This is a genomic window from Streptomyces sp. CB01249, from assembly GCF_001905735.1.
Lineage (GTDB): Bacteria > Actinomycetota > Actinomycetes > Streptomycetales > Streptomycetaceae > Streptomyces.
This window is the reverse complement of the sequence record NZ_LISW01000002.1, coordinates 1,542,140-1,565,798: the sequence shown is the minus strand read 5'-3', so window position 1 is coordinate 1,565,798 and position 23,659 is coordinate 1,542,140. Positions and strand designations below refer to the sequence as shown.

Below are 23,659 nucleotides of genomic sequence, written 5' to 3'. Positions count from 1 at the left end.
TGACCGCTCCTCGCCCGAACCTGTGTACGTGGATATCTCGCTTACGCAGGTCTAAGACTGCCATGCTCACGCCCTGCGGCCTGCATCGGCATGGGCATCGGCGCCCGCAGCCCCTCCACCGTGCGCCGCGCGCTGGGCCCCACGACGGCCGCCCACTCCTGCGGCGCGTCGGCCAGCCAGCCCGCGACCAGCGCGCCGAACCCGGGCACCTCGCGGACCAGCGCGACGAGCCGCCGGTCGAACAGGGCGGCCCCTTCGGGGGTACGCACGAGCAGCATCCCGGTCCGGTGCACCAGCGCCCTGCTGCGCACCGCCGACCGCCCCGCGCATCCGGCCGCGGCGGCCCGCAGCAGGGCCTCCAGGACCACCGGGTCCGGGGTCCCCCCGCGCTGCTCGGCGTCCAGCAGCACCTCCAGGAGTTCGTCGCGGGCGGGCTGCGAGGCGGGGCTGCCGGGCGAGGCGAGCACCGCGGCCAGCGATCCCCGGACCGGCGCCGCCGCCGGGCGGTCCCGGAGCAGCCCGGTGAGCAGCGGCAGCAGCAGGGCGCGCGCGGCGGGCCCGTGCTCCAGGCGGCGGTCGAGGTAGGCGGCGGTGTGCGCCGTGTCCTCCGGGTGGCCCTCGGCGTAGGCGCGGACGAGTCCGGCGGCGTGCAGCGCGAGCTCCGGGGCGTCGATCCCGGCCAGGGCCCGCAGCACCTCGCCCGCTCCCTGGTCCGGCCGCGCGAGCCGGTCCCGGTAGGCGGTCACCACGATGTCCGCGTGCGTGGGCAGGGCGGCGGCGAGCGCGGCGGCGGGCACGCGCACCTCCTGCGGGCCCTCGGCGACGAAGGCCCGGACGGCCTGCGGGAGGTAGCGGGGCCGGGTGCGGGGGTCCGCGACGAGCAGGGCGAGGACCGCTCCGTGCAGGTCGCTGTCGGCCGGGCGGGCCAGCACCGCGAGCGCGGCCCGGCGCACCCGGTCGCGATCGGCGTCCAGGGTGACGTGGGGGGCGACGAGCGTCGCGTACGAGACGGCGGCGACCCTGCGGGCGCGCCGGTCCTCGTCCCCGGCCCAGCGCTCGACGGCCCGGCAGAGCGCGGTGGGCTCGTCCTCGGCGAGCGCGGCCAGCAGCTCCTCGGCCCGGGGGTGCCCGGCGTCGACGAGCGCGTCGGCCAGGTCGTCGACCGCGAGGTCCCGGCGGGCGTGGAGGAGGGCCTGCGCGGCGGCGGCGACGGTGGGGCGCACCGGGGTGTCCGGGGCCGCGGCGAGCGCCCGTTCGTCCGTGAACCACGCGCACAGGAGGGGCATGACGGTACGCGGATGGGCGGCGAGCCGCCGGGCGACGGCGTCGAGGAACCGGGTGTCGCCGTCCCCCTCGCCCGGCGGCCCGTCGGCCGGGACGAGGCGGCGGAAGAGGTCCATCCGGTCCGCCTCGGGCAGCCGCGGCCCCCGCCAGAACCAGGGCCCGAATGCGGCGTACGGCCCGCGCGCCCCTCCCCCGTCCGCCTCGGCGGAACTCCGCACAACGCGCCCGGCGAGCAGCCGGAGCACGCCGAGGTACGGCCGGGCGTCGGGCACCCTGAGCAGTGTCTCGGCGAGCAGGCGCGCGGCCCACCAGCGCGGGTCGGACAGGGGCAGGGCCCGGTCGCCGTCGGCCGCGTCCGCCGCCCCCTCCGGCAGCCGGTCCAGCGCCTCGATGAGGTCCGCGAGCCGGTGGGCCAGGGCGGCCGTGCCGTGGCGGCGGGCCAGGAGCAGGAGGGCCTGGATGACCGGGCCGATCCGGTGCCGGGGCACGGGCAGGCTGCGCGGTCCGGCCGGGGCCGGGTCCTCGGCGGCGGCGCCCCGGCGGGGGCGCGGCACCCGGCCGTCGTCCTCCTGCGGCTCCGCGTGCCAGCGGTGCACCAGCGCCCGCAGGGCCGCGTCCAGATCGAGGTGCGTGCTCTGGATCCAGTCCCCCACCTCTTCGTGGGCGAAGCGGTAGCCCGCCCCGGCCGGGACGAGGAGCCCTTCGGTGAGGACCGCCGGGGCCCACCCCGTACGCCAGGGGAACAGCTCCTCGAAGGCGGCCCGGTCCAGCTCGCTCTGGCCGGGGCCGAGGCAGCGGCGGGCCGCCTCGTGGACCTGTCCGGCCACCCGGGCCGCCAGGCGCCGTACCGCCGTGGGCCCGGGGCGGGTCCCGGCGGCGATGCGGACGGCGATGCGCAGGCACATCAGGTCCAGGTGGGCGGCGAAGACCTCCTCCGTGCCGGGGCGCCCGGGCGTGCCCGGCGGCAGGGCCTCGCGGACCTCGGCGAGCAGGCGGAGGGTCAGCGGATGGCGGTCGTGGCCGGGGGCCAGGCAGTCGGGCGGGAGGCCGAGCCCCTCCCTGGCGCGTTCGGCCTGGCCTGCGGTGAAGTCGGTGACGCGGACCGCCGGGGGCAGCCGCCGGGCGGGCCGGGCGGGCCGGTGCAGGGCCTCGGGCGGGCAGAGCGCACCTGCCGTCTCCCAGTGCTCGGGGCGGCAGCCGACGACGAGCCGGGCGCCGCTCTCACGGAGCCAGCCGACCGTGCCGGTGGTCCAGTCGGCGAGCCGGTGCGCCAGGACGGGCGGCATCTCCTCCGGGGCGTCCAGCAGAACGAGGAGCGGCACGCCGGAGGCCGCTGCCAGCCGGGCGACCCGCTCGGGCGTGGCGCTCGCCATGTCGCCCGGGGCCCCGGCGGCGCCGACGATGCGCCCGGCCTGCTGGAGCGTGCGCGCGACGGCGTCGGCGACGGAGGTGTCGTCCGCGAGGAGGTCGGCGCCGCGCAGCCACAGCGTGGGCGCGGGCACCGGGCCGGTCGCCCGGCGCGCGGCGATGGCGGCGAGCTCGGTGGTGCGGCCGGTGCCCGGCTCTCCGACGAGGCCGAGGATGACGGCGGGTGCGTCCGGTCCGGCCGCCGCGAACGCCTCGGACTCGGCGCGGACGTCGGGCCGCTCCACCGGCTCGTGCCGCTCGCCCGGGTCGCCCGCCGAACCGACGGACATGGCGGTGAGCTGGAGGGCCCCGGCGAGATTGAGATCGGGGCCGTAGCCGGGGACGGTCGCGGCGTTGCGCCGCAGCAGCTCGCCCAGCGGCCCGTCGGCGGGGGCCCCGGCCAGTGGTGCGGCGCAGCCGGCGGTGGCGTGGGAGGCGCGCAGGGCGAGCCCGATGACGGCGATCACGGCCCCGCTGTCCGGGTCGAGCACGGGCCCGCCCACCGCCGCGCCGCCCAGCCGGAGCGCGTCGCTGCCGTCCGTGCCGAGGGCCAGTTCCAGGGCCTTGTCGATCCGGTGGGTGCGGCCGCGACTGGTGTACGTGACCGGCGTGCGGCCCAGGATGCGCGCCTCGCGCAGACCGTGCGCGGCGACCGTCACATACGTACCGGGGTCGAGCCGCTCGCGTACACACACGGGCAGCGGCCGGACGCCGAGGGTGTCGGGGCCTCCGGTGGGGAGGAGGGCGAGGTCCCATTCCGGTACGGCGGTGATGTCGGCGGCCTCGACGCGGAGGCTGCGGCCGTCCGTGCCGTGCAGCAGGAGGTGCGGAAGGCCGTCGACCGCCTCGTGGCTGGTGACCACCGTGCCCCGGTCGTCGGCGACGAAGCCGGTCCCCCGCGGCCTGCCGGCCGGATCGCACAGTCGTACCAGCGTCGCCCGGTCCCCGCATTCCATGATCCGACGGTAGGCCGCCGAAGATCCCCGCGCGGACCACTACGGGCGAAAGCGCCCCCGTCACCCCCCTGATTCACTCCGAGCGCCTGCCCGTTGGGGTGAATCCGGGGCAATCGCTGGACAGGAATGGGTGGGGGATCGTGGAGCGGGCACAGGGGGCTCTGCCCGCTCCACGATGAGGGTCCGGCGAAGGCGTCCGGTCAGGCGAAGACGGCGAGGCTCTTGGCCTTGCCCTTCTGCTCCTCGACCAGCACCAGGAACCGCCCGTCCGGCCCGAAGACGGCGACCGGCCCCGGCGGGTGGGCGGGCATGTCCAGGCGGACGCCGTTCAGCAGCAGCTTCGCCCGCTTCTCGTCCACGTCCCAGCGGGGGAACGCCGAGGCGGCGGCCTCGGCCACCGGCATCACGGCCAGCTCCTCCTGGTGCTGGTCCAGCGTGCGCGCGGCGTCCAGTCCGTACGGGCCGACGCGGGTGCGCCGCAGGGCGGTCAGATGGCCGCCCACCCCGAGCCCGGCGCCCAGGTCACGGGCGATGGCCCGGATGTACGTCCCCGAGGAGCAGACCACCGAGACGACCAGGTCGAGCACCGGCGTACCGTCCTCGGCGACGGCCTCGCGGACGTCGTAGACGCGGAAGGACGAGACGGTCACCGGCCGGGCCGGGATCTCGAACTCCTCGCCGCCGCGCACCCGCGCGTAGGACCGCTTGCCGTCGATCTTGATGGCGCTGACCTTGGACGGCACCTGCATGATGTTGCCGGTCAGGGCGGCGACCCCGGCGTCGATCCCTTCACGCGTCACCCCGGAGGCGTCGGCGGACGAGGTGATCTCGCCCTCCGCGTCGTCCGTGACGGTGTTCTGGCCGAGCCGGATCGTGCCCAGGTACTCCTTCTCGGTCAGCGCGAGGTGGCCGAGGAGCTTGGTGGCCTTCTCGACGCCGAGCACGAGCACACCGGTCGCCATCGGGTCCAGGGTGCCGGCGTGGCCGACACGGCGGGTGCGGGCGATGCCGCGCATCTTGGCGACGACGTCGTGCGAAGTGAAGCCGGACGGCTTGTCGACAATGACAAGTCCGTCCGGCGTCTTGTTCTGCGTCATTCGGAGGCTGCGTCCTCGTCGGTCTCGTCCTCCGGCTTGCGGTACGGGTCCGCGTCGCCGGCGTACGTGGCGCCCGAGGACGCCTCACGCACCTTGGCGTCCGAGGCCCGTGCCCGGTCGAGCAGGTCCTCGATGGCCCGGGCGTTCTCCGGGAGGGCGTCGGCCACGAAGGTGAGCGTCGGGGTGAACTTCGTCCCCGCCGCCGAGCCGACCGCCGACCGCAGGATGCCCTTGGCGCTCTGCAGGCCGGCCGCCGCGCTGGCCCGGTCCTCGTCGTCGCCGTAGACCGTGTAGAAGACCGTGGCCTCCCGCAGGTCGCCGGTGACGCGGACATCCGTGATCGTCACGTGGGTCCCCAGACGCGGGTCCTTGATGCCGCGCTGCAGTTTCCCGGCGACCACCTCCTGGATGAGGTCCGCCAGCTTCTTAGCCCGCGCGTTGTCGGCCACTGGTCCGTCTCCTTCTGCCTTGCTCAGTCGTCTTCGTCGCTGTGCAGCCGCCGTCGTACGGACAGCAGCTCCACTTCCGGCCGGGCGGCGACGAGGCGCTCGCACCGGTCGAGTACGTCAGTGAGGTGCCGGGTGTCCCCGGAAACCACGGCGAGGCCGATCTCGGCCCTGCGGTGGAGGTCCTGATCGCCCGTCTCCGCCGCGCTCACCGCGTATTTGCGCTGGAGTTCGGCGACGATCGGACGGACCACGGAACGCTTCTCCTTCAGCGACCGTACGTCGCCGAGAAGCAGGTCGAAGGACAGTGTCCCCACATACATGTATGCCCGGATGTCCCGCCGGTTCGGGTTCGCGCCCCGCCGATGATCGGCGGGGACACAAGAACCGTACACGGAACGGCCGGGGCCGATCGACGGGAAATAGGTCCCGTCGACCGGCCCCGACTGTTGAGGTACGGGTCAGCCTCGCGGCTTCTCGCGCATCTCGTACGTCGCGATGACGTCGTCGATCTTGATGTCGTTGAAGTTTCCGAGGTTGATACCGCCCTCGAAGCCTTCGCGGATCTCGGTGACGTCGTCCTTGAAGCGGCGCAGACCGGAGATGGTGAGGTTCTCCGCGACGACCTTGCCGTCGCGCAGCAGGCGCGCCTTGGTGTTGCGCTTGACCTCGCCGGACCGGACGAGCACACCGGCGATGTTGCCCAGCTTGGACGAGCGGAAGATCTCGCGGATCTCCGCCGTACCGAGCTCGACCTCTTCGTACTCCGGCTTGAGCATGCCCTTGAGGGCCGCCTCGATCTCCTCGATCGCCTGGTAGATGACCGAGTAGTAGCGGACGTCCACACCCTCGCGGTCGGCCATCTGCTGCGCACGCCCTGCGGCGCGCACGTTGAAGCCGATCACGATGGCGTCGGAGCCGGTCGCCAGGTCGATGTCCGACTCGGTGACCGCACCCACACCGCGGTGCAGGACCCGGATGTCGACCTCGTCGCCGACGTCGAGCTGGAGCAGCGAGGACTCGAGAGCCTCCACCGAACCGGACGCGTCGCCCTTGATGATGAGGTTGAGCTCCTGGACCAGACCGGCCTTGAGCGCCTCGTCCAGGTTCTCCAGGGAGAACCGGACACCCTTGCGGGCGAAGTTGGCGTTGCGCTCGCGAGCGGCACGCTTCTCGGCGATCTGACGGGCCGTACGGTCCTCGTCCACGACGAGGAAGTTGTCGCCGGCGCCCGGGACGTTGGTGAGACCCAGCACGAGGACGGGGGTCGACGGACCCGCTTCCTCGACGTTCTCGCCCTTGTCGTCGAGCATCGCGCGGACACGGCCGTAGGCGTCGCCGACCACCATCGTGTCGCCGACCCGCAGGGTGCCTCGCTGGACCAGGACGGTCGCGACGGCACCGCGGCCGCGGTCGAGGTGGGACTCGATCGCGATGCCCTGCGCGTCCTGGTCCGGGTTGGCCCGGAGGTCGAGCGAGGCGTCGGCGGTGAGGACGACGGCCTCCAGCAGCTGGTCGATGTGCAGACCCTGCTTGGCGGAGATGTCCACGAACATCGTGTCGCCGCCGTACTCCTCGGCCACCAGACCGAACTCGGTGAGCTGACCGCGCACCTTGGTCGGGTCGGCACCCTCGACGTCGATCTTGTTGACCGCGACCACGATCGGCACGTCGGCCGCCTTGGCGTGGTTCAGCGCCTCGATCGTCTGGGGCATCACACCGTCGTTCGCCGCCACCACGAGGATCGCGATGTCGGTGGACTTCGCACCACGGGCACGCATGGCGGTGAACGCCTCGTGACCCGGGGTGTCGATGAAGGTGATACGGCGGTCCTCGCCGTTGACCTCGGCACCGACCTGGTACGCACCGATGTGCTGGGTGATGCCGCCGGCCTCGCCCGCGATGACGTTCGTCTTGCGGATGGCGTCGAGCAGCCGGGTCTTACCGTGGTCGACGTGACCCATGACGGTCACGACCGGCGGACGCGGCAGCAGGGCCTCGTCGCCGCCCTCGTCCTCGCCGAACTCGATGTCGAAGGACTCGAGCAGCTCGCGGTCCTCCTCCTCCGGGCTGACGATCTCCAGGACGAAGTTCATCTCGTCCGCGAGGAGCTTCAGCGTCTCGTCGGAGACGGACTGCGTGGCGGTGACCATCTCGCCGAGGTTCATCATGACGCCGACCAGCGAAGCCGGGTTGGCGTTGATCTTCTCGGCGAAGTCGGTGAGCGAGGCACCGCGCGACAGCCGGACGGCCTGTCCGTTGCCGCGAGGCAGCATCACGCCGCCGACCGACGGGGCCTGCATGGCCTCGTACTCCTGGCGCCTCTGCCGCTTCGACTTGCGGCCACGACGCGCGGGACCGCCGGGACGGCCGAAGGCGCCCTGCGTGCCACCACGGCCACCGGGGCCGCCGGGACGTCCACCGAAGCCGGGACGGCCGCCGAAGCCACCGCCACCGCCGGGACGACCCGCGCCGCCACCGCCACCGCCGCCACCGGGACGGCCGGCGAAGCCGCCGCCACCGCCGCCGGGACCGGCCGGACGACCGGCGAAGCCGCCGCCGCCGGGACGGCCGGCGCCGCCCGGACGACCGCCGCCGCCGGGACCGCGGCCACCGCCGGGGCCACCACCGGGACGCGGGCCGGCAGCGGGACGCTGCGGCATCATGCCCGGGTTGGGACGGTTACCACCGGGAGCACCGCCCGGACGGGGCGCCTGCGGCCGGGGCATGCCGCCCGGGGTCGGACGCGGCGCGCCACCCTGGCCCTGCGGGCGCGGGGCGCCACCGGGGCCACCCTGCGGACGCGGGGCGCCGGGGCGCTCCTGGCCGCCACCGGGACGCGGGGCGCCGCCGGGACGGGGTGCCTGCGGACGGGACATGCCCGTCGAGCCACCGGAGGTGAAGGGGTTGTTGCCCGGACGGGGACCGGCCGGACGGGCGCCGCCGGGACGCGGGGCGCCCTGGCCGGCGGGACGCGCGGGGCGCTCGCCGCCGCGGCCGCCGTCACGCTGGCCGCCACCCTGCTGACCGGCCGGGGCCGGACGCGCGGGACGGGGGCCGGGGGTCGCGCCGGCGGGGCGCGGTGCCTGCGGCGCGGCCGGCTGGGCCGGGGCCGGGGCCGAGAACTCCGCGGCGGGCACCGGCGCGGCCGGGGCCTTCGGCGCGGGCTTCGGACCCGGACGCGGGCCGGGGGCCGGCGCCGACGGGGCGGAGGGGGTGCTGCTCGGGGCCTCGGCGGCGGCCGGCTTGGGGGCCGGGGCGCCGGGCTTCGGGGCAGCGGGACGTGCCGCGGGGGCCGGAGACGGCGCCGCGGGCTTGGCGGGGGCGGCCTTACGAGGCGCGCCCGGCTTGGCAGCGGGCTTGCCGGCGTTGCCGCCGGGCCCCTGCAGTGCGTCAGTCAACTTGCGCACGACCGGCGCCTCGATCGTCGAGGACGCCGAACGGACGAATTCACCGAGTTCTTGGAGCTTGGCCATGACGACCTTGCTCTCCACGCCGAACTCCTTGGCGAGTTCGTATACCCGGACCTTAGCCACTTCGCTCCTTTTAGGTCCGGGTTACCGCCGGACCGTCGCTACTTCATGGGCGTACTCATCGCGTACTCATCGAGTGCTCATCGCAATCTCGACCTACTTCCAACTCGCGAGGTACCTGACCGCACGGGGACCCGTGCCGTTCATTTCTTACGGTGTCACCCGCTCGACGAACCGCTGTACCGCGGTCGGGTCGAACGGCCCCTTGGCCTTGAAGGCCCGGGGGAATGCCCGGCGGCGAACCGCCAGGTCCAGACAGTCGGGGACGGGATGCACGTAAGCACCCCGGCCGGGCAGCGTACCGCGCGGATCAGGGACGCAGGCGTCCCCTTCCGCGACGATGCGCAGCAACTCGTTCTTGGCCGCCCGCTCCCGGCATCCCACACAGGTTCGCTCAGGGCAAGCGCGGGCGTGCGTCCGGCCAGACACGGCTAAGTCTACCTCCCCGCACCGACCTCACCCCTTTGGGGCAAAAATCGAACGGACGTTGTCGTGATCTCAGCGACCGGCCGACGGGATCTATTCCCCGGGCGCCGCTCGGGGGTGCGTCAGCGCCGGTCCGAACGCTCCCGGGCCCGCTCGGCGCGCTCGCGGTCGGCGACGTCGCGCTCGGCGTCGGTCTCGGTGTCCGGGCGGATGTCGATGCGCCAGCCGGTGAGGCGGGCGGCCAGGCGGGCGTTCTGCCCCTCCTTGCCGATCGCCAGCGAGAGCTGGTAGTCCGGCACGGTCACCCGGGCGGAACGGGCGCCGAGGTCAACGACCTCGACCTCGCTCACCCGCGCGGGTGACAGCGCGTTGGCGACCATCTCGGCCGGGTCGTCCGACCAGTCCACGATGTCGATCTTCTCACCGTGCAGTTCGGCCATCACGTTGCGGACGCGCCCGCCCATCGGGCCGATGCAGGCGCCCTTGGCGTTGAGGCCGGAGCGGGTCGAGCGGACCGCGATCTTGGTGCGGTGGCCGGCCTCGCGGGCGATCGCGCAGATCTCGACGGAACCGTCGGCGATCTCCGGGACCTCCAGCGCGAAGAGCTTCTTCACCAGGTTGGGGTGGGTGCGCGACAGCGTGACGGAGGGACCGCGCACGCCCTTGGCGACGCGCACCACGTAGGTGCGCAGCCGCAGGCCGTGGGTGTACTCCTCGCCGGGCACCTGCTCCTGCACCGGCAGGATGGCCTCCAGCTTGCCGATGTCGACCAGGACGTTCTTCGGGTCCTTGCCCTGCTGGACGACGCCGGTGACGACATCGCCCTCGTGGCCCGCGTACTCGCCGAACGTGCGGTCGTCCTCGGCGTCGCGCAGACGCTGGAGGATGACCTGCTTGGCGGTGGTCGCGGCGATCCGGCCGAAGCCCGACGGGGTGTCGTCGAACTCCTTGGGCTCCTGGCCCTCCTCCAGATCGGCCGGGTCCTCCTTGGCCCACACCGTCACATGGCCGCGCTCGTCCAGCTCCACGCGCGCCCGGCGGTGGCTGCCGTCGGTGCGGTGGTACGCGATGAGGAGGGCCGACTCGATCGCCTCGACCAGGACGTCGAACGGGATCTCCTTGTCCTGCGCCAAGCCCTTCAGGAGCTTCACGTCGATGTCCACGGCTACGCCTCCTCTTCCTTCTTGTCCTTGCGGTTGAATTCCAGCTCCACGCGGGCCTTGGCGATCTCGTCGAAGGCGATCCGGCGGGCGGTGGGCTTGCGGCCCTTCACGCCCGGCACCTCCAGGTCGAGACCGTCCTCGTCCACCGCGAGGATGCGGGCCACCAGTTCGCCGCCGTCGCTCAGGTTCAGCCTGGCGAGGCGCCCGGTGGCGCGTACGTAATGGCGGTGCTCCGAGAGCGGACGGTCGGCGCCGGGCGAACTGACCTCCAGGACGTATTCGTCCTCGCCCATCACGTCGGTCTCGTCCAGCTTCGCGGAGATCGCGCGGCTCAGCTCCGCGCAGGTGTCGAGCTCGACACCCTCGTCCGAATCCACGACGATCCGCAGCACCCTGCGGCGGCCTGCCCGGGAGACTTCGATCTCTTCCAGCTCCAGCTGCTCGGCGCTGACGAGCGGTTCGACCAGCCCGCGCAGCCTCTCGCTCTGGGTGGTGCTCATCCGGGTGACTCCTCGGCCGCGTGTGCTGTTGTGGGGATCTCGCGTGTCTGGTCAAAGGGTATCCGGTCGCAGGGGGTGTTGCTGTCAGCCGGTCCCCCGGGCGCGGGTACGCTCACAGGCGGTGATCACTTCCGGACAGATCCAGTCAAGACAGGTCCAGCCCGAAGGAGAGCAAGTGCGGCGTACGGGGACGACGCGCAGGGGCGCGCTCGCGGCGACCGGCGCACTGGCCGCCGGAGCGGTGCTGTCCGGCTGCGGAAGCGACGACGACGGCGCGGGCGGGGGGACCAAGGGCTCCGCGCACGCGCACGGTGCCTCCTCGGTACGCGCGGAGAAGGCGCTGCGCACCGGCGCCACCCGCACCACGGCGACCCTGCTCGCCGGTTACGAGCACGTGCTCCGGGCCCACCCGACGACCGCGACGGCCCTCACCCCCCTGCGCGACGCGGTCCGCGCCCACCTCAAGGCGCTCTCCCCGGAGAAGACCCCCGCGCTCGGCACGGCCCGCTCGCGCGCGGCCACCCCCGCCGCCGCGGTCAAGGAGCTGGCGGCGGCCGAGCGCTCCGCGGCGGACGCCTACACCGCGCTGCTCCTGGAGGCGCCCGGGGAACTGGCCCGGCTGCTGGCCTCGGTCGCCGCCGCGTGCGCGGCGCACGCCTATCTGCTGACCGAGCTGGCCAAGGAGACCCCGGCATGAGCGACGGCAAGAACGACGGCCCGCTGGCAGCGGCCCAGGCGGCGCTGGCCGCCGAGCACGCCGCCGTCTACGGCTACGGGGTCGCGGGCGGCCGGGTCGCGGCGGCGCGCCGGGCCGAGGCCACCGCCGCGTTCCACGCCCACCGCGCCCGCCGCGACGCCCTGGTGCGCACGGTCCGGGACCTGGGCGGTGAGCCGGTGGCCTCCGACGCCGCGTACGCTCTGCCGTTCGCGGTGCCGGACGCCGCGGCGGCGGTCCGGCTCGCCGCAGTCCTGGAGGACCGCGTCGGGTACGTCTACTCCGACCTGGTCCGGGCCGCCGACGGGTCGCTGCGGCGCAGCGCGGCGGACGCGTTGCGCGAGGCCGCGGTGCGCGCGGCGCGCTGGCGGGGCAGCGGCGTACCCTTTCCCGGGCTCGCGGAGCGGGCCGGTGCCGCGGCCTCGACGGACACGCAGGCCGGGGCCGCCACCGCGCACTGAAAAAGGGCGCACACGAGAAGGCTCTGAAAGGGAACACGGCACGTATGGGTTTTGAACCGCCGCAGCGTCTGGTGCGAGCGCTCGGTGAGTCGTACGGGGATACGGCCGCCGGGGAATGGCTCGCGGGGCTTCCCGCACTGACCGAGCAGGCGCTGGCCGCGACCGGCCGCGCCCCGGTCGTGGAGCGGGTCGCGGCCCCCGGCGGGCGCAGCAGTCTGGTTCTGCTGGTCCGGGGGGCCGACGGCACCCCGGCCGCCCTGAAGCTGGCCCCGTCCGGTGCCGCGCCGGAGCTCGAACAGGCGGCGCTGGCGCACTGGAACGGCTGGGGCGCGGTGCGGCTGCTCGATCCCGCGGACGGCGGGCGGCCGGTGGCGGGCGCGCTGCTCCTGGAGCGGCTGCACCCCGAAATGTCGCTGCGGTCGCTGCCGGAGGCGAAGGCGCTCCTCGAAGCGGCCGGGACGGTGCGCCGGCTGTGGGTGGACCCGCCGGCCGGGCATGGCTTCGAGACGGTCACCGAGCGGACCGGGCGGCGGGTGGACGCGATGCGCGCCGCCGCCGCGTCCGACCCCGCGCTCGAACCCCTGGTCACCGCCGCGCTGGCGGTCCGCGAGGAGTTGGTCGCCGGGTCCCCCGAGGCGCTGCTGCTGCACGGCAACTTCCGGCAGAGCAAGGTGCTCGCGGGTGAGCGGGCGCCCTGGCTGACGGTCGGGCCCGAGCCGCTGGTCGGTGAGCGGGCGTACGACCTGGCGCGCCTGGTCCGGGACCGGGTGGAGGACCTGATCGCGTCGTCCGCCGGGGCGACGACGGCCCGGCGCCGGGTCAAGAAACTCGCGGACTCGCTGGACGTGGACCAGGAGCGGCTGCACGGCTGGACGCTGTTCCGCGCCGTGGAGTCGGGCACCCGGGCGCTGGCGGCCGGGCGCCGCCAGGAGGGCGAAGTGACCCTGGAGTTCGCGGGCTGGCTGTAGGACATGCGTGAGGGCCCCGCACGGAACGTTCCGTGCGGGGCCCTCACGCGTAAGGAGCGTCAGTCCTGCTGGGAGAGGCGCGCGATGGCCTCCTCGACCGTCAGTTCCTCGCGCTCGCCGGTGCGGCGGTCCTTCAGCTCCAGGACGCCTTCGGCCGAGCGGCGGCCGGCGACCAGGATCTTCGGGACGCCGATCAGCTCGGAGTCGGTGAACTTGACGCCGGGCGAGACGCCGGCGCGGTCGTCCACCAGGACGCGCAGCCCGGCGGCGGCCAGCTTGTCGGAGACCTCCAGGGCCAGTTCGGTCTGGAGGGCCTTGCCCGCGGCGACGACGTGGACGTCGGCCGGGGCGATCTCGCGGGGCCAGCACAGGCCCTTGTCGTCGGCGGTCTGCTCGGCGAGGGCGGCCACGGCGCGGGAGACGCCGATGCCGTACGAGCCCATCGTGACGCGGACGGGCTTGCCCTGCTGGCCGAGCACGTCGAGCGCGAAGATGTCGGCGTACTTGCGGCCGAGCTGGAAGATGTGGCCGATCTCGATGGCGCGGTCGACCTGGAGGCCGGTGCCGCACTTGGGGCAGGGGTCGCCCGCCTCGACCACGACGACGTCGAGGTAGTCGTCCACCTCGAAGTCGCGGCCCGCGACGACGTTCTTCGCGTGCTTGCCGTCCTTGTTGGCGCCGGTGATCCAGGCGGTGCCGGGGGCGACGCGGGGGTCGGCGATGTAGCGGACCTTCTCCAGGCCCTGAGGGCCGACGTAGCCGCGTACGAGGTCGGGGCGGCCCACGAAGTCCTCGGCGGTGACCAGCTCGACCACGGCGGGGGCCAGGTGCTCGCCCAGCTTGCCGAGGTCCACCTCGCGGTCGCCGGGCACGCCCACGGCGACGATCTCGCCGTCGACCTTGACCAGCAGGTTCTTCAGCGTGGCGGAGGCCTCCACGCCGAGGTGGGCGGCCAGGGTCTCGATGGTCGGGGTGTCGGGGGTGTCCAGCTCCTCGACGGGGCCGGTGCCCGTGGCGTCGCCGGGGGTGGCGTTGAAGGTCACGGCCTCGGTGTTGGCCGCGTAGTCGCAGTTCGGGCAGTCCACGAAGGTGTCCTCGCCGGCGGGCGCGGGGGCCAGGAACTCCTCGGAGGCGGAGCCGCCCATGGCGCCGGAGACGGCGGAGACGATGCGGTGGTCCAGGCCGAGCCGCTCGAAGATGCGGATGTACGCGGCGCGGTGCAGCTGGTACGCCTCGGCCAGGCCCTCGTCCGTGGTGTCGAAGGAGTACGAGTCCTTCATCTGGAACTCGCGGCCGCGCAGCACACCGGCCCGGGGGCGGGCCTCGTCGCGGTACTTCGTCTGGATCTGGTACAGGATGACCGGCAGGTCCTTGTAGGACGAGCACATGTCCTTGACGACCTGGGTGAAGATCTCCTCGTGCGTGGGGCCGAGGAGGTAGTCGGAGCCCTTGCGGTCCTGGAGCCGGAACAGCAGGTCGCCGTACTCGTCGTAGCGGCCGCTCGCCTCGTAGGGCTCCTTGGGCAGCAGCGCGGGGAGCAGGACCTCCTGGCCGCCGATGGCGTCCATCTCCTCGCGGACGACGCGGGTGATGTTCTCCAGGACCTTCTTGCCGAGCGGCAGCCAGGACCAGATTCCGGCAGCGGTGCGTCGTACGTAGCCGGCTCGGACGAGGAGCTTGTGGTTGAGCGTCTCGGCGTCCGCCGGGTCGTCGCGCAGTGTCTTGATCATCAATCGGGACATGCGCTGGACCTGGGCCATGGTGAACTCCTGCTCGGAAGGGTGATGGGCCCGAGGTTAGCGGGGCGGCCCGTGCGGGCGGAAATCCATTCCCTCACGTACGGCGCAGTGGCAGGGGCGCTCCCATCACCGCGTACGGCTTGGGGGCGCTGGGGAAGAGCACCTGGCGGGCGAGGTCCTGGTAGCCGAGGGAGCGGTAGAGGCCGCGGGCCGGGCTCTCGGTGTCGATCGCGGAGAGGATCGAGCGGGGCTGGGCGACGGCGTCGGTGATGGTGGTGATCAGGGTGCGGCCGATGCCCCGGTTCTGGAAGTCCGGGTGGACGTGGAGCTCGGTGATCACGAAGGCGTCGTCCAGCCAGTGGGCGCTGCCGGTGGCGCGGAGGTAGGGCTCCACGACGGTGGACCACCAGTGGCCGCGGTCGTTGGGCATGCCGTAGACGAAGCCGACGAGCCGGCCCTCGGGCGTCAGGGCGCCGAGCGCGCGGGCGTGCGGGTGGTCGAGGTGCCGGAGCACGATGTGCCGGCGGACCTCGACCTCCCCGGCGCTCAGGCCGAAGGCGACGGCCTGTACGGCCAGGGCCTCGTCGACGCGGTCCGCGAGATCGATCGGCCCGACCCGGACGCCGGTGGTGCGGGGGCCGCCCCCGGAATCTGCTGCCATGGGCCGACCCTACTGTCCGGGTCGCCCGGACGGGGGCGGGTCAGAAGAGCACGCTCATGAAGGCGCCGGTCTCCCGGAAGCCGATGCGGCGGTACGCCTTGCGCGCGGGGGTGTTGTAGTCGTTCACGTAGAGGCTGACGACCGGGGCGACATCGGCCAGCGCGTACCGCAGTACGGCGGCCATGCCGGTCTCCGAGAGGCCGCGGCCGCGGTATTCGGGGGCGACCCACACGCCCTGGATCTGGCATGCCTGCGGGGTGGTGGCGCCGATCTCCGCCTTGAAGACGACCTTGCCGTCGTCGATCCGGGCGAAGGAGCGGCCGGCGCCGATGAGTTCGGCGACGCGGGCCTGGTAGAGGAGTCCGCCGTCCCCGGCGAGCGGGGAGACGCCGACCTCCTCGGTGAACATGTCGATGCAGGCGGGCATCAGGATGTCCATCTCGTCCTTGCGGACGCGGCGGACGAGCGGGTCCGGTTCCACATCGGCGGACGGGCTCTCGGTGACCATGAGGGGCTGGTTGGCCCGGACCTCGCGGGCGGGGCCCCAGCCCGGTTCGAGGAGGCGCCACAGCTCGGCGGTGGGCTCGGCGGGGCCGACGATCGAGGAGCAGCGGCGGCCGGCCCGGCGGGCGCGGTCCGCGAAGGCGCGGACGGCTTCGGGCCCGGCGCAGATCGGGACGAGGTTGGCGCCCGAGTAGCACAGGGAGCGGAGCCGGCCGTCGGCGTACCAGCCCCACATCTCGCCGCCGAGGCGCCAGGGGTCGAGTCCGGCGATCTGCACGCGGGACGTCACGAAGGCGTTGGCCACGGGCTCGCTCTCCAGGACGGCGAGCGCGGCGCCGAGGTCGCTGGGTTCGAGGACCCGGGTGGTGGTGTGCGTCAACACGAGGGGGCCTCACCATGCGGTCTGCTGATTTCCGCACTGTAACCGAAGAGCCTGAGCGACGCCGCCCGTGCCCGGGAACGGCTGTGCGCATCCGGCGCGGGCCCGCACGCGGAAGCGCCCCGCCGAGGGGTTCCTCGCGGGGCGCTGCCGGGGGTGGAGCGGGTCAGCTGATGGAGACCTCGGGCTCGCCGGAGGCGACGCCGTCCTTCTCCATCTGCTCGGCGATCTTCATGGCTTCCTCGATGAGGGTCTCCACGATCTTGGACTCGGGCACGGTCTTGATGACCTCGCCCTTGACGAAGATCTGGCCCTTGCCGTTGCCGGAGGCGACGCCGAGGTCGGCCTCGCGGGCCTCGCCGGGGCCGTTGACGACGCAGCCCATGACCGCGACGCGCAGCGGGACCTCCATGCCCTCGAGACCGGCGCTGACCTGGTCGGCGAGCTTGTAGACGTCGACCTGGGCGCGGCCGCAGGAGGGGCAGGAGACGATCTCCAGGCGGCGCTGGCGCAGGTTCAGCGACTCCAGGATCTGGATGCCGACCTTGACCTCTTCGGCGGGCGGCGCGGAGAGCGAGACGCGGATGGTGTCGCCGATGCCCTCGCTGAGCAGGGCGCCGAAGGCGACGGCCGACTTGATGGTGCCCTGGAAGGCGGGGCCGGCCTCGGTGACGCCGAGGTGCAGCGGGTAGTCGCACTGGGCGGCGAGCTGGCGGTAGGCGTTGACCATCACGACCGGGTCGTTGTGCTTGACCGAGATCTTGATGTCGCGGAAGTCGTGCTCCTCGAAGAGGGACGCCTCCCAGAGCGCGGACTCGACCAGCGCCTCGGGGGTGGCCTTGCCGTACTTCTTCAGCAGCCGGGCGTCCAGCGAACCGGCGTTGACGCCGATCCGGATCGGCGTGCCGGCGTCCTTCGCGGCGCGCGCGATCTCCTTGACCTTGTCGTCGAACTGCTTGATGTTGCCCGGGTTCACGCGGACCGCGGCGCAGCCGGCGTCGATCGCGGCGAAGACGTACTTCGGCTGGAAGTGGATGTCGGCGATCACCGGGATCTGCGACTTGGACGCGATGATCTTCAGGGCGTCCGCGTCGTCCTGGGTCGGACAGGCCACGCGTACGATCTGGCAGCCGGAGGCGGTGAGTTCGGCGATCTGCTGAAGCGTCGCGCCGATGTCGGACGTACGGGTCGTCGTCATCGACTGCACCGAGACGGGGGCGTCCCCGCCGACCGCAACCGATCCGACCTGGATCTTCCGGCTGACCCGCCGTTCGGCGAGCTTGGTCGGAACGGCGGGCATTCCGAGAGAAATCGCAGTCATGCGCTGAGCATCCCCAAGGTGTGGATCGAGGTCCCGGTATCGGCGGGCTCCGGCCTTCGAGGTTACGTCACCGGGGGCGGCCGGGAGCACACCGCGTCCGGCCCCGTACGGAATGTCGGCCCGTCGGACGCACCCCGCACACCGCCGGTCACTCGCGGTGCACCGGGCGCGTCCGGCGGGCCCCGGTCAGGTGATCTTGACCGGGTTGACCACGTCGGCGACGAGGACGAGGAGGGTGAAGCAGATGAAGACCCCGGCGACCACGTAGGCGACGGGCATCAGCTTGGCGACGTCGAACGGGCCGGGGTCGGGGCGCTTGAAGACCCGGGCCGTGTTCCGGCGCAGCGCCTCCCACAGGGCCCCCGCGATGTGTCCGCCGTCGAGCGGGAGCAGCGGGAGCATGTTGAAGAGGAAGAGCGAGAGGTTGAAGCCGGCCAGCAGGAACAGCATCATCGCGATCTGGCTCTCCGCCGGGACGTCCAGCGTCATCACCTCGCCGCCGATGCGGGCCGCGCCGACGACGCCGACCGGGGAGTCCGCCGCACGCTCGCCGTCACCGAAGGCGGCGTCCCACAGGGCGGGGATCTTGGAGGGCAGGGCGATGATCGAGTCGACGCCGTTCTCCACCATGTCGCCCATGCGGACGACCGAGTCGCCGAAGGAGAGCGGGAGGATCTTCGTCTGGGCGGCGAAGCCGAGGTAGCCGGCCGTGACGAATTCGCCGGCGACCGCTTCGCCGTGCGAGTCCTTCTTGGCGACGGCGTTCTTCAGGAGGACCGCGTGCAGGTCCTTCTCCTGCCCGTCGCGCTCGACCGTGATGGTGGCGGGGCCGACGGTGTCGCGGATGCGGTCGGACAGGGTGTCCCAGGAGTCCATCCGCTGACCGTCGAAGGCGACGATCTTGTCGCCCTTCTTCAGCCCGGCCGCCTGCGCGGGCGAGACGGCGTCGGACTTCTTGCAGGTCTCGCGCTCGGCGCTCTGCGGGATGACGCACTTCTGGACGCCGGCGACCTCGGTGGTGTTGGTCTGGAAGCCGAAGGACATGGCGACACCGAGGAAGATCACCACGGCCAGCACCAGGTTCATGAAGGGTCCGGCGAACATGACGATGACGCGCTTCCACGGCTTGCGCGTGTAGAAGAGACGCTTCTCGTCGCCCGGTTCCAGCTCTTCGAAGGCGGCTGATCTGGCGTCCTCGATCATGCCCCGCCAGGGCGAGGTGGAACGCGCCTCCAGCTTGCCGTCGGCACCGGGCGGGAACATCCCGATCATGCGGATGTAGCCGCCGGCCGGGATGGCCTTGATGCCGTATTCGGTGTCGCCCTTCTTGCGGGACCAGATGGTCGGGCCGAAGCCGACCATGTACTGGGGGACGCGGATGCCGAAGAGCTTCGCCGTCGACAGGTGGCCGAGCTCGTGCCAGGCGATGGAGAACAGCAGGCCGAAGGCGAAGATCACGATGCCGAGAATCGTCAGCAGGATCGTCGTCATGCTCATGCGCGTGCCTCCGCAATGGCCTTGGCCGAGAGTTCCCGGGCCCGGGTCCGCGCCCAGGTCTCCGCTTCGAGTACGTCCGCGACGGTGAGAGAAGTTCCCGATTCCGGTGTGCCGTGTTCGCCCACCACCGCGGTGACCGTGTCCATGATGCCGTTGAAGGGCAGCTTCCCGGACAGGAACGCGTCGACGCACTCCTCGTTGGCCGCGTTGAACACGGCGGGCGCGGTGCCGCCCAGCGCGCCGACGTGCCGGGCGAGGCCGACGGACGGGAAGGCTTCGGTGTCCAGCGGGTAGAACTCCCAGCTGGCCGCCTTCGTCCAGTCGAAGGCGGGCGCCGCGTCCGGGACGCGCAGCGGCCAGCCGAGGCCGATGGCGATCGGGCCGCGCATGTCGGGCGGGGTGGCCTGGGCGAGCGTGGAGCCGTCGGTGAACTCGACCATGGAGTGCACGTACGACTGGGGGTGGACGACGACCTCGATGCGGTCGAAGGGGATGTCGTAGAGCAGGTGCGCCTCGATGACTTCGAGGCCCTTGTTGACGAGGGTGGCCGAGTTCACGGTGATGACCGGTCCCATGGCCCAGGTCGGGTGCGCGAGGGCCTGCTCGGGGGTGACCTCGGCCAGCTCGCTCCTGGTGCGGCCGCGGAAGGGCCCGCCGGACGCGGTGACGACGAGCCGGCGCACATCGGCGCGGGTGCCGGCGGCGAGCGCCTGGAAGAGCGCGGCGTGCTCCGAGTCGACGGGGATGATCTGCCCCGGGGCGGCCAGCGCCTTGACCAGGGGGCCGCCGACGATCAGGGACTCCTTGTTGGCGAGCGCCAGGGTGCGGCCCGCCTTCAGGGCGGCCAGGGTCGGGGCGAGACCGATGGAGCCGGTGATTCCGTTGAGCACGGTGTGGCAGTCGCTCGCGGCCAGCTCCGTCGCCGCGTCCGGTCCGGCGAGGATCTCGGGGACCGGCTCGCCCGCCCCGTACTCCTGGCGCAGCGCCTCGCGCAGGGCGGGTACGGCCTCGGGCGAGGCGACGCCGACGGTGCGCACCTTCAGCAGGCGGGCCTGCTCGGCGAGGAGGGCGACCCGGCCGCCGGCCGCGGACAGCGCGGTGACGCGAAAGAGGTCGGGGTTGCGCAGCACCAGGTCGATGGCCTGGGTGCCGATGGACCCGGTGGAGCCAAGGATGACGAGATCCCGGCGTCCTTCCACGGCGTCGAAGACGAGGTGCGGGTCTGCGAGAGGGGCAGGGCTGTCGGTCATGGGCCCCATTGTCGCCGCTCCCGCTGTGCGCGGGGACAGGGTGTCCCGGGTTGACCCGTGCGTGTCCCCGCCCCCGCGTTTCCCGCTCAGCCGGTGGCGGCGGCGAACGCCTCGTGGAAGCCGGGGAACGTCTTGCGTACGCAGCCGGGGTCGTCGTACGTGATGCCGGGGGTGCGCAGCCCCGCGACGGCGAACGACATGACGATGCGGTGGTCGCCGTGGGTCTCGATCTCGACGGGCCCGGGCGTGCCCGGCTGGATCTCGATCCAGTCGGGGCCCGTGGTGACCGTGATGCCCATGCGCCGCAGGTTGTCCGCGCACGCCTCCAGCCGGTCGCACTCCTTCACCCGGGTGTTGCCGACGTCCTCGATGCGTACGGGCCCCGAGGCGAAGGGGGCGATCGCGGCGAGCGTGGGCATGGTGTCGGAGATGTCGCGCATGTTGACGGTGAGGCCGCTGAGGGTGCCGGTCGAGCGGACCGTGGTGGCGCCGTCCTTCATGGTGACGTCGGCGCCCATGCGGCGCAGGACGTCGGTGAACCGCAGGTCCCCCTGGAGGGCGCCCTCGCCGAGTCCGGGGACGGTGATCTCGCGGCCGGTGAGGGCGGCGGCGGCGAAGAAGTAGCTCGCGGTGGAGGCGTCGGGTTCGACGGCGTAGGTGGTGGCGCGGTAGCCGCCGGGCTCCACGGTGAAGAGGGTGCCGTCGGGGCCGCTCCGGGTGACCCGGGCGCCGAAGGAGCGCATCATCGCGAGGGTGATCTCGATGTAGGGCGCGGAGACGAGGTCGGTGACGGTGATCCGCAGCCCGGTCTCCGTGAGCGGGCCGAGCATCAGCAGGGCGGTGAGGTACTGGCTGGACTGCCCGGCGTCCAGGGTGAGTTCGCCGCCCTTGATGCCGGCGGCCTCGATGCGCAGCGGGTGGTGGCCCTCGGCGTCCTCGTGGCGCAGGTCGACGCGGAGGGTACGCAGGGCCTCGGTGAGCGGGGCGAGGGGGCGGCGGCGCATCTGCGCGGAGGCGTCGAAGCGGTAGCTGCCGCGGGCGCCGGCCGCCGCGAGGGTGGGCAGGAAGCGGGCGGTGGTGGCCCCGTCGCGGCAGTAGACGTCGGCCTCGGTGGCGGCGGGCCCGGCGGGGCGGCCGGTGATGTGCCAGGCGTCCGCCTCCTGCTCGACCTCGTAGCCGAGCGCGGTGAGCCCGGCCGCGAAGCCCTCGGTGTCGTCGGAGCGCAGCGGGCGTACGAGCGTGCTGCGGCCGTTCGCGGCGGCGGCCAGGAAGAGGGCGCGCGCGGTGACGGACTTGGAGCCGGGGACGTGGATGACGGTCACGGGCGTCCATCCTGCCGTGAACCGGGACATGCGGCGGGGCGCGTCCAGCGACTGGACGCGCCCCGCGGTGCCCGGCGGTTCAGCGGATCGGGCGGTGGACGTTCTCCTCGGTGGAGGGGCCGGGGGTGGCGTCGGCGATCCAGGGGCCCTCGCCGCTCGGGTCGACCACGCCCTCCTCCAGCCAGCCGTACGTGCCGGACAGGACGCCCTCCACGACGCGCCGGTCCAGGTCGTCGGTGTTGGACCAGAGCCGGGTGAACAGCTCCTCGACGCGGATGCGGGCCTGGCGGCAGAAGGCGTCGGCGAGCTGGTACGCCTCGCGGCCGTGCTCGTCCGTGGCGCGCAGGTGCTCGGCGCGGACGCAGGCGGCGCTCATCGCGAAGAGTTCGGCGCCGATGTCCACGATCCGGCCGAGGAAGCCCTGTTTGGTCTCCATCCGACCCTGCCAGCGGGACATCGCGTAGAACGTGGAGCGGGCCAGCTTGCGCGAGGCGCGTTCGACGTACCGCAGATGCGTGGCCAGGTCCGGGTGGCCGGCCGGGTTGAACTCGGCGTAGGTGGTCGGGAGCTGCCCCGGGCCCGCGACGAGCTTGGGCAGCCACTTGGCGTAGAAGCCGGCCGCGTTGGCGCCCGCCTTCGCCTTGGCGGAGAGCGGCTTGTCGGGGTCGATGATGTCCCCGGCGACCTTGAGGTGGGCGTCGACGGCCTCGCGGGCGATCAGCAGGTGCATGATCTCCGTGGAGCCCTCGAAGATCCGGTTGATCCGCATGTCGCGGAGCATCTGCTCGGCGGGCACGGCCCGTTCGCCCCGGGCGGCGAGGGATGCGGCGGTCTCGAAGCCGCGTCCGCCGCGGATCTGGACCAGTTCGTCGGCGATCAGGCAGCCCATCTCGGAGCCGTACAGCTTGGCGAGCGCCGCCTCGATGCGGATGTCGTTGCGGTCCTCGTCGGCCATCTGCGAGGCGAGGTCGACCACGGCTTCCAGGGCGAAGGTGGTCGCGGCGATGAAGGCGATCTTGGAGCCGACGGCCTCGTGCCGGGCGACCGGCCTGCCCCACTGCTCGCGGACGGCGGACCACTCGCGGGCGATCTTCAGGCACCACTTGCCGGAGCCGACGCACATCGCGGGCAGCGAGAGCCGCCCGGTGTTGAGCGTGGTCAGCGCGATCTTGAGCCCGGCGCCCTCGGGTCCGATGCGGTTGGCGGCGGGCACCCGCACCTGGTGGAAGCGGGTGACGCCGTTCTCGATGCCGCGCAGGCCCATGAACGCGTTGCGGTGCTCGACGGTGATGCCGGGGGCGTCCGCCTCGACCACGAAGGCGGTGATGCCGCCCTTGCTTTCCGGTGACTTCGGTACGCGGGCCATGACGACCAGGAGGTCCGCGACGACGCCGTTGGTGGTCCACAGCTTCACTCCGTCGAGGACGTAGTCGTCCCCGTCCCGGACGGCGGTGGTGGCGAGCCGCGCGGGGTCGGAGCCCACGTCCGGCTCGGTGAGGAGGAACGCCGAGATGTCGGTACGGGCCAGCCGGGGCAGGAAGGCGTCCTTCTGCTCCTGGGTGCCGAAGGTCTTCAGGGGCTGCGGTACGCCGATCGACTGGTGGGCGGAGAGCAGCGCGCCGATCGCGGGGCTGGCGGAGCCGGCCAGGGCGAGGGCCCGGTTGTAGTAGACCTGGGTCAGGCCGAGGCCGCCGTACTTGACGTCGATCTTCATGCCGAGCGCGCCGAGTTCCTTGAGGCCGCGCACGACCTCGTCGGGGATCTTCGCCTCGCGTTCGATGAGGGCGCCGTCGACCCGGGTCTCGCAGAACTCGCGGAGCCGGGCGAGGAATTCCTCGCCGCGCCGGACGTCCTCGCCCGCGGGCTGCGGGTGCGGGTGGATCAGGTCCAGGCGGAAGCGGCCGAGGAAGAGTTCCTTGGCGAAGCTGGGTTTGCGCCAGTCCTGTTCCCGGGCGTCCTCGGCGACCTGGCGCGCTTCGCGTTCGGTGACCTTGGGCGTGGGCTGTTGTGCGGATGGAGCGGACATGAGG

19 protein-coding genes are annotated in these 23,659 nt (G+C 73.1%); 3 read left to right on the top strand and 16 right to left on the bottom strand.

Annotated features, from left to right (window positions below; genetic code table 11):
- Positions 1–41: 41 nt before the first annotated feature.
- The 8 genes from AMK18_RS15545 to rimP form a co-directional block, all read right to left on the bottom strand.
- Positions 42–3,647 (bottom strand): S1 family peptidase, encoded by a 3,606-nt coding sequence (locus AMK18_RS15545; RefSeq protein ID WP_073863183.1) that lies wholly within the window; start codon positions 3,645–3,647, stop codon positions 42–44.
- A gap of 200 nt (positions 3,648–3,847) precedes the next feature.
- Positions 3,848–4,744 (bottom strand): tRNA pseudouridine(55) synthase TruB, encoded by an 897-nt coding sequence (truB, locus tag AMK18_RS15540; protein WP_018102325.1) that lies wholly within the window; start codon positions 4,742–4,744, stop codon positions 3,848–3,850.
- A complete protein-coding gene (gene rbfA / locus AMK18_RS15535; protein ID WP_018102326.1) occupies positions 4,741–5,193 on the bottom strand; it encodes a 30S ribosome-binding factor RbfA in 453 nt (150 codons plus the stop codon). Before rbfA ends, truB begins: the two co-directional genes overlap by 4 nt.
- Before the next feature lie 23 nt (positions 5,194–5,216).
- Entirely contained in the window at positions 5,217–5,513 is a 297-nt protein-coding gene (locus AMK18_RS15530; RefSeq protein ID WP_073863182.1) for a DUF503 domain-containing protein, read from the bottom strand.
- Between the two features lie 138 nt (positions 5,514–5,651).
- Complete coding sequence (gene infB, locus AMK18_RS15525) at positions 5,652–8,726, bottom strand: translation initiation factor IF-2 (RefSeq protein ID WP_073863181.1); 3,075 nt, start codon at positions 8,724–8,726, stop codon at positions 5,652–5,654.
- Positions 8,727–8,873: 147 nt separating this feature from the next.
- The gene (locus tag AMK18_RS15520; RefSeq protein ID WP_198957006.1) at positions 8,874–9,152 is read right to left on the bottom strand and encodes a YlxR family protein; all 279 of its coding nucleotides are present in this window, start codon (positions 9,150–9,152) and stop codon (positions 8,874–8,876) included.
- 119 nt (positions 9,153–9,271) lie between these two features.
- Positions 9,272–10,312, bottom strand: a complete 1,041-nt coding sequence (gene nusA / locus AMK18_RS15515; RefSeq protein ID WP_018102330.1) for a transcription termination factor NusA — start codon at positions 10,310–10,312, stop codon at positions 9,272–9,274.
- Between the two features lie 2 nt (positions 10,313–10,314).
- Positions 10,315–10,812: a ribosome maturation factor RimP gene (rimP, locus tag AMK18_RS15510; RefSeq protein ID WP_018102331.1), complete on the bottom strand. Its 498-nt coding sequence runs from the start codon at positions 10,810–10,812 to the stop codon at positions 10,315–10,317.
- Positions 10,813–10,987: 175 nt separating this feature from the next.
- On the opposite strand from rimP, the gene AMK18_RS15505 reads away from it, so the two are divergent.
- From AMK18_RS15505 to AMK18_RS15495, 3 genes are read left to right on the top strand one after another with little or no spacing between them, the layout of a single operon-like run.
- On the top strand, positions 10,988–11,509 hold the full coding sequence (locus AMK18_RS15505; protein ID WP_073863180.1) for a hypothetical protein: 522 nt from the start codon (positions 10,988–10,990) through the stop codon (positions 11,507–11,509).
- On the top strand, positions 11,506–11,988 hold the full coding sequence (locus tag AMK18_RS15500) for a ferritin-like domain-containing protein (RefSeq protein ID WP_073863179.1): 483 nt from the start codon (positions 11,506–11,508) through the stop codon (positions 11,986–11,988). Before AMK18_RS15505 ends, AMK18_RS15500 begins: the two co-directional genes overlap by 4 nt.
- 44 nt (positions 11,989–12,032) lie before the next feature.
- Positions 12,033–12,956 (top strand): aminoglycoside phosphotransferase family protein, encoded by a 924-nt coding sequence (locus AMK18_RS15495; RefSeq protein WP_073863178.1) that lies wholly within the window; start codon positions 12,033–12,035, stop codon positions 12,954–12,956.
- A gap of 59 nt (positions 12,957–13,015) precedes the next feature.
- On the opposite strand, the gene AMK18_RS15490 is transcribed toward AMK18_RS15495, so the two are convergent.
- The 8 genes from AMK18_RS15490 to AMK18_RS15455 form a co-directional block, all read right to left on the bottom strand.
- Complete coding sequence (locus tag AMK18_RS15490; protein ID WP_018102335.1) at positions 13,016–14,716, bottom strand: proline--tRNA ligase; 1,701 nt, start codon at positions 14,714–14,716, stop codon at positions 13,016–13,018.
- 73 nt (positions 14,717–14,789) lie between these two features.
- Entirely contained in the window at positions 14,790–15,356 is a 567-nt protein-coding gene (locus AMK18_RS15485) for a GNAT family N-acetyltransferase (RefSeq protein WP_018102336.1), read from the bottom strand.
- 40 nt (positions 15,357–15,396) lie between these two features.
- Positions 15,397–16,242, bottom strand: a complete 846-nt coding sequence (locus AMK18_RS15480) for a GNAT family N-acetyltransferase (protein WP_198957005.1) — start codon at positions 16,240–16,242, stop codon at positions 15,397–15,399.
- A 163-nt stretch (positions 16,243–16,405) separates the two neighbouring features.
- Positions 16,406–17,560 carry a flavodoxin-dependent (E)-4-hydroxy-3-methylbut-2-enyl-diphosphate synthase gene (gene ispG, locus AMK18_RS15475; protein WP_026171415.1) on the bottom strand — a complete coding sequence of 385 codons (1,155 nt, stop codon included), beginning with the start codon at positions 17,558–17,560 and terminating at the stop codon, positions 16,406–16,408.
- 186 nt (positions 17,561–17,746) lie between these two features.
- Positions 17,747–19,057 carry a M50 family metallopeptidase gene (locus AMK18_RS15470; protein ID WP_018102339.1) on the bottom strand — a complete coding sequence of 437 codons (1,311 nt, stop codon included), beginning with the start codon at positions 19,055–19,057 and terminating at the stop codon, positions 17,747–17,749.
- Entirely contained in the window at positions 19,054–20,316 is a 1,263-nt protein-coding gene (dxr, locus tag AMK18_RS15465) for a 1-deoxy-D-xylulose-5-phosphate reductoisomerase (RefSeq protein WP_073863177.1), read from the bottom strand. The genes AMK18_RS15470 and dxr overlap by 4 nt, the downstream gene beginning before the upstream one ends.
- Positions 20,317–20,393: 77 nt before the next feature.
- Positions 20,394–21,629, bottom strand: a complete 1,236-nt coding sequence (gene aroA / locus AMK18_RS15460; protein WP_073863176.1) for a 3-phosphoshikimate 1-carboxyvinyltransferase — start codon at positions 21,627–21,629, stop codon at positions 20,394–20,396.
- Positions 21,630–21,708: 79 nt separating this feature from the next.
- On the bottom strand, positions 21,709–23,655 hold the full coding sequence (locus tag AMK18_RS15455; RefSeq protein WP_073863175.1) for an acyl-CoA dehydrogenase family protein: 1,947 nt from the start codon (positions 23,653–23,655) through the stop codon (positions 21,709–21,711).
- Between the last annotated feature and the right edge of the window lie 4 nt (positions 23,656–23,659).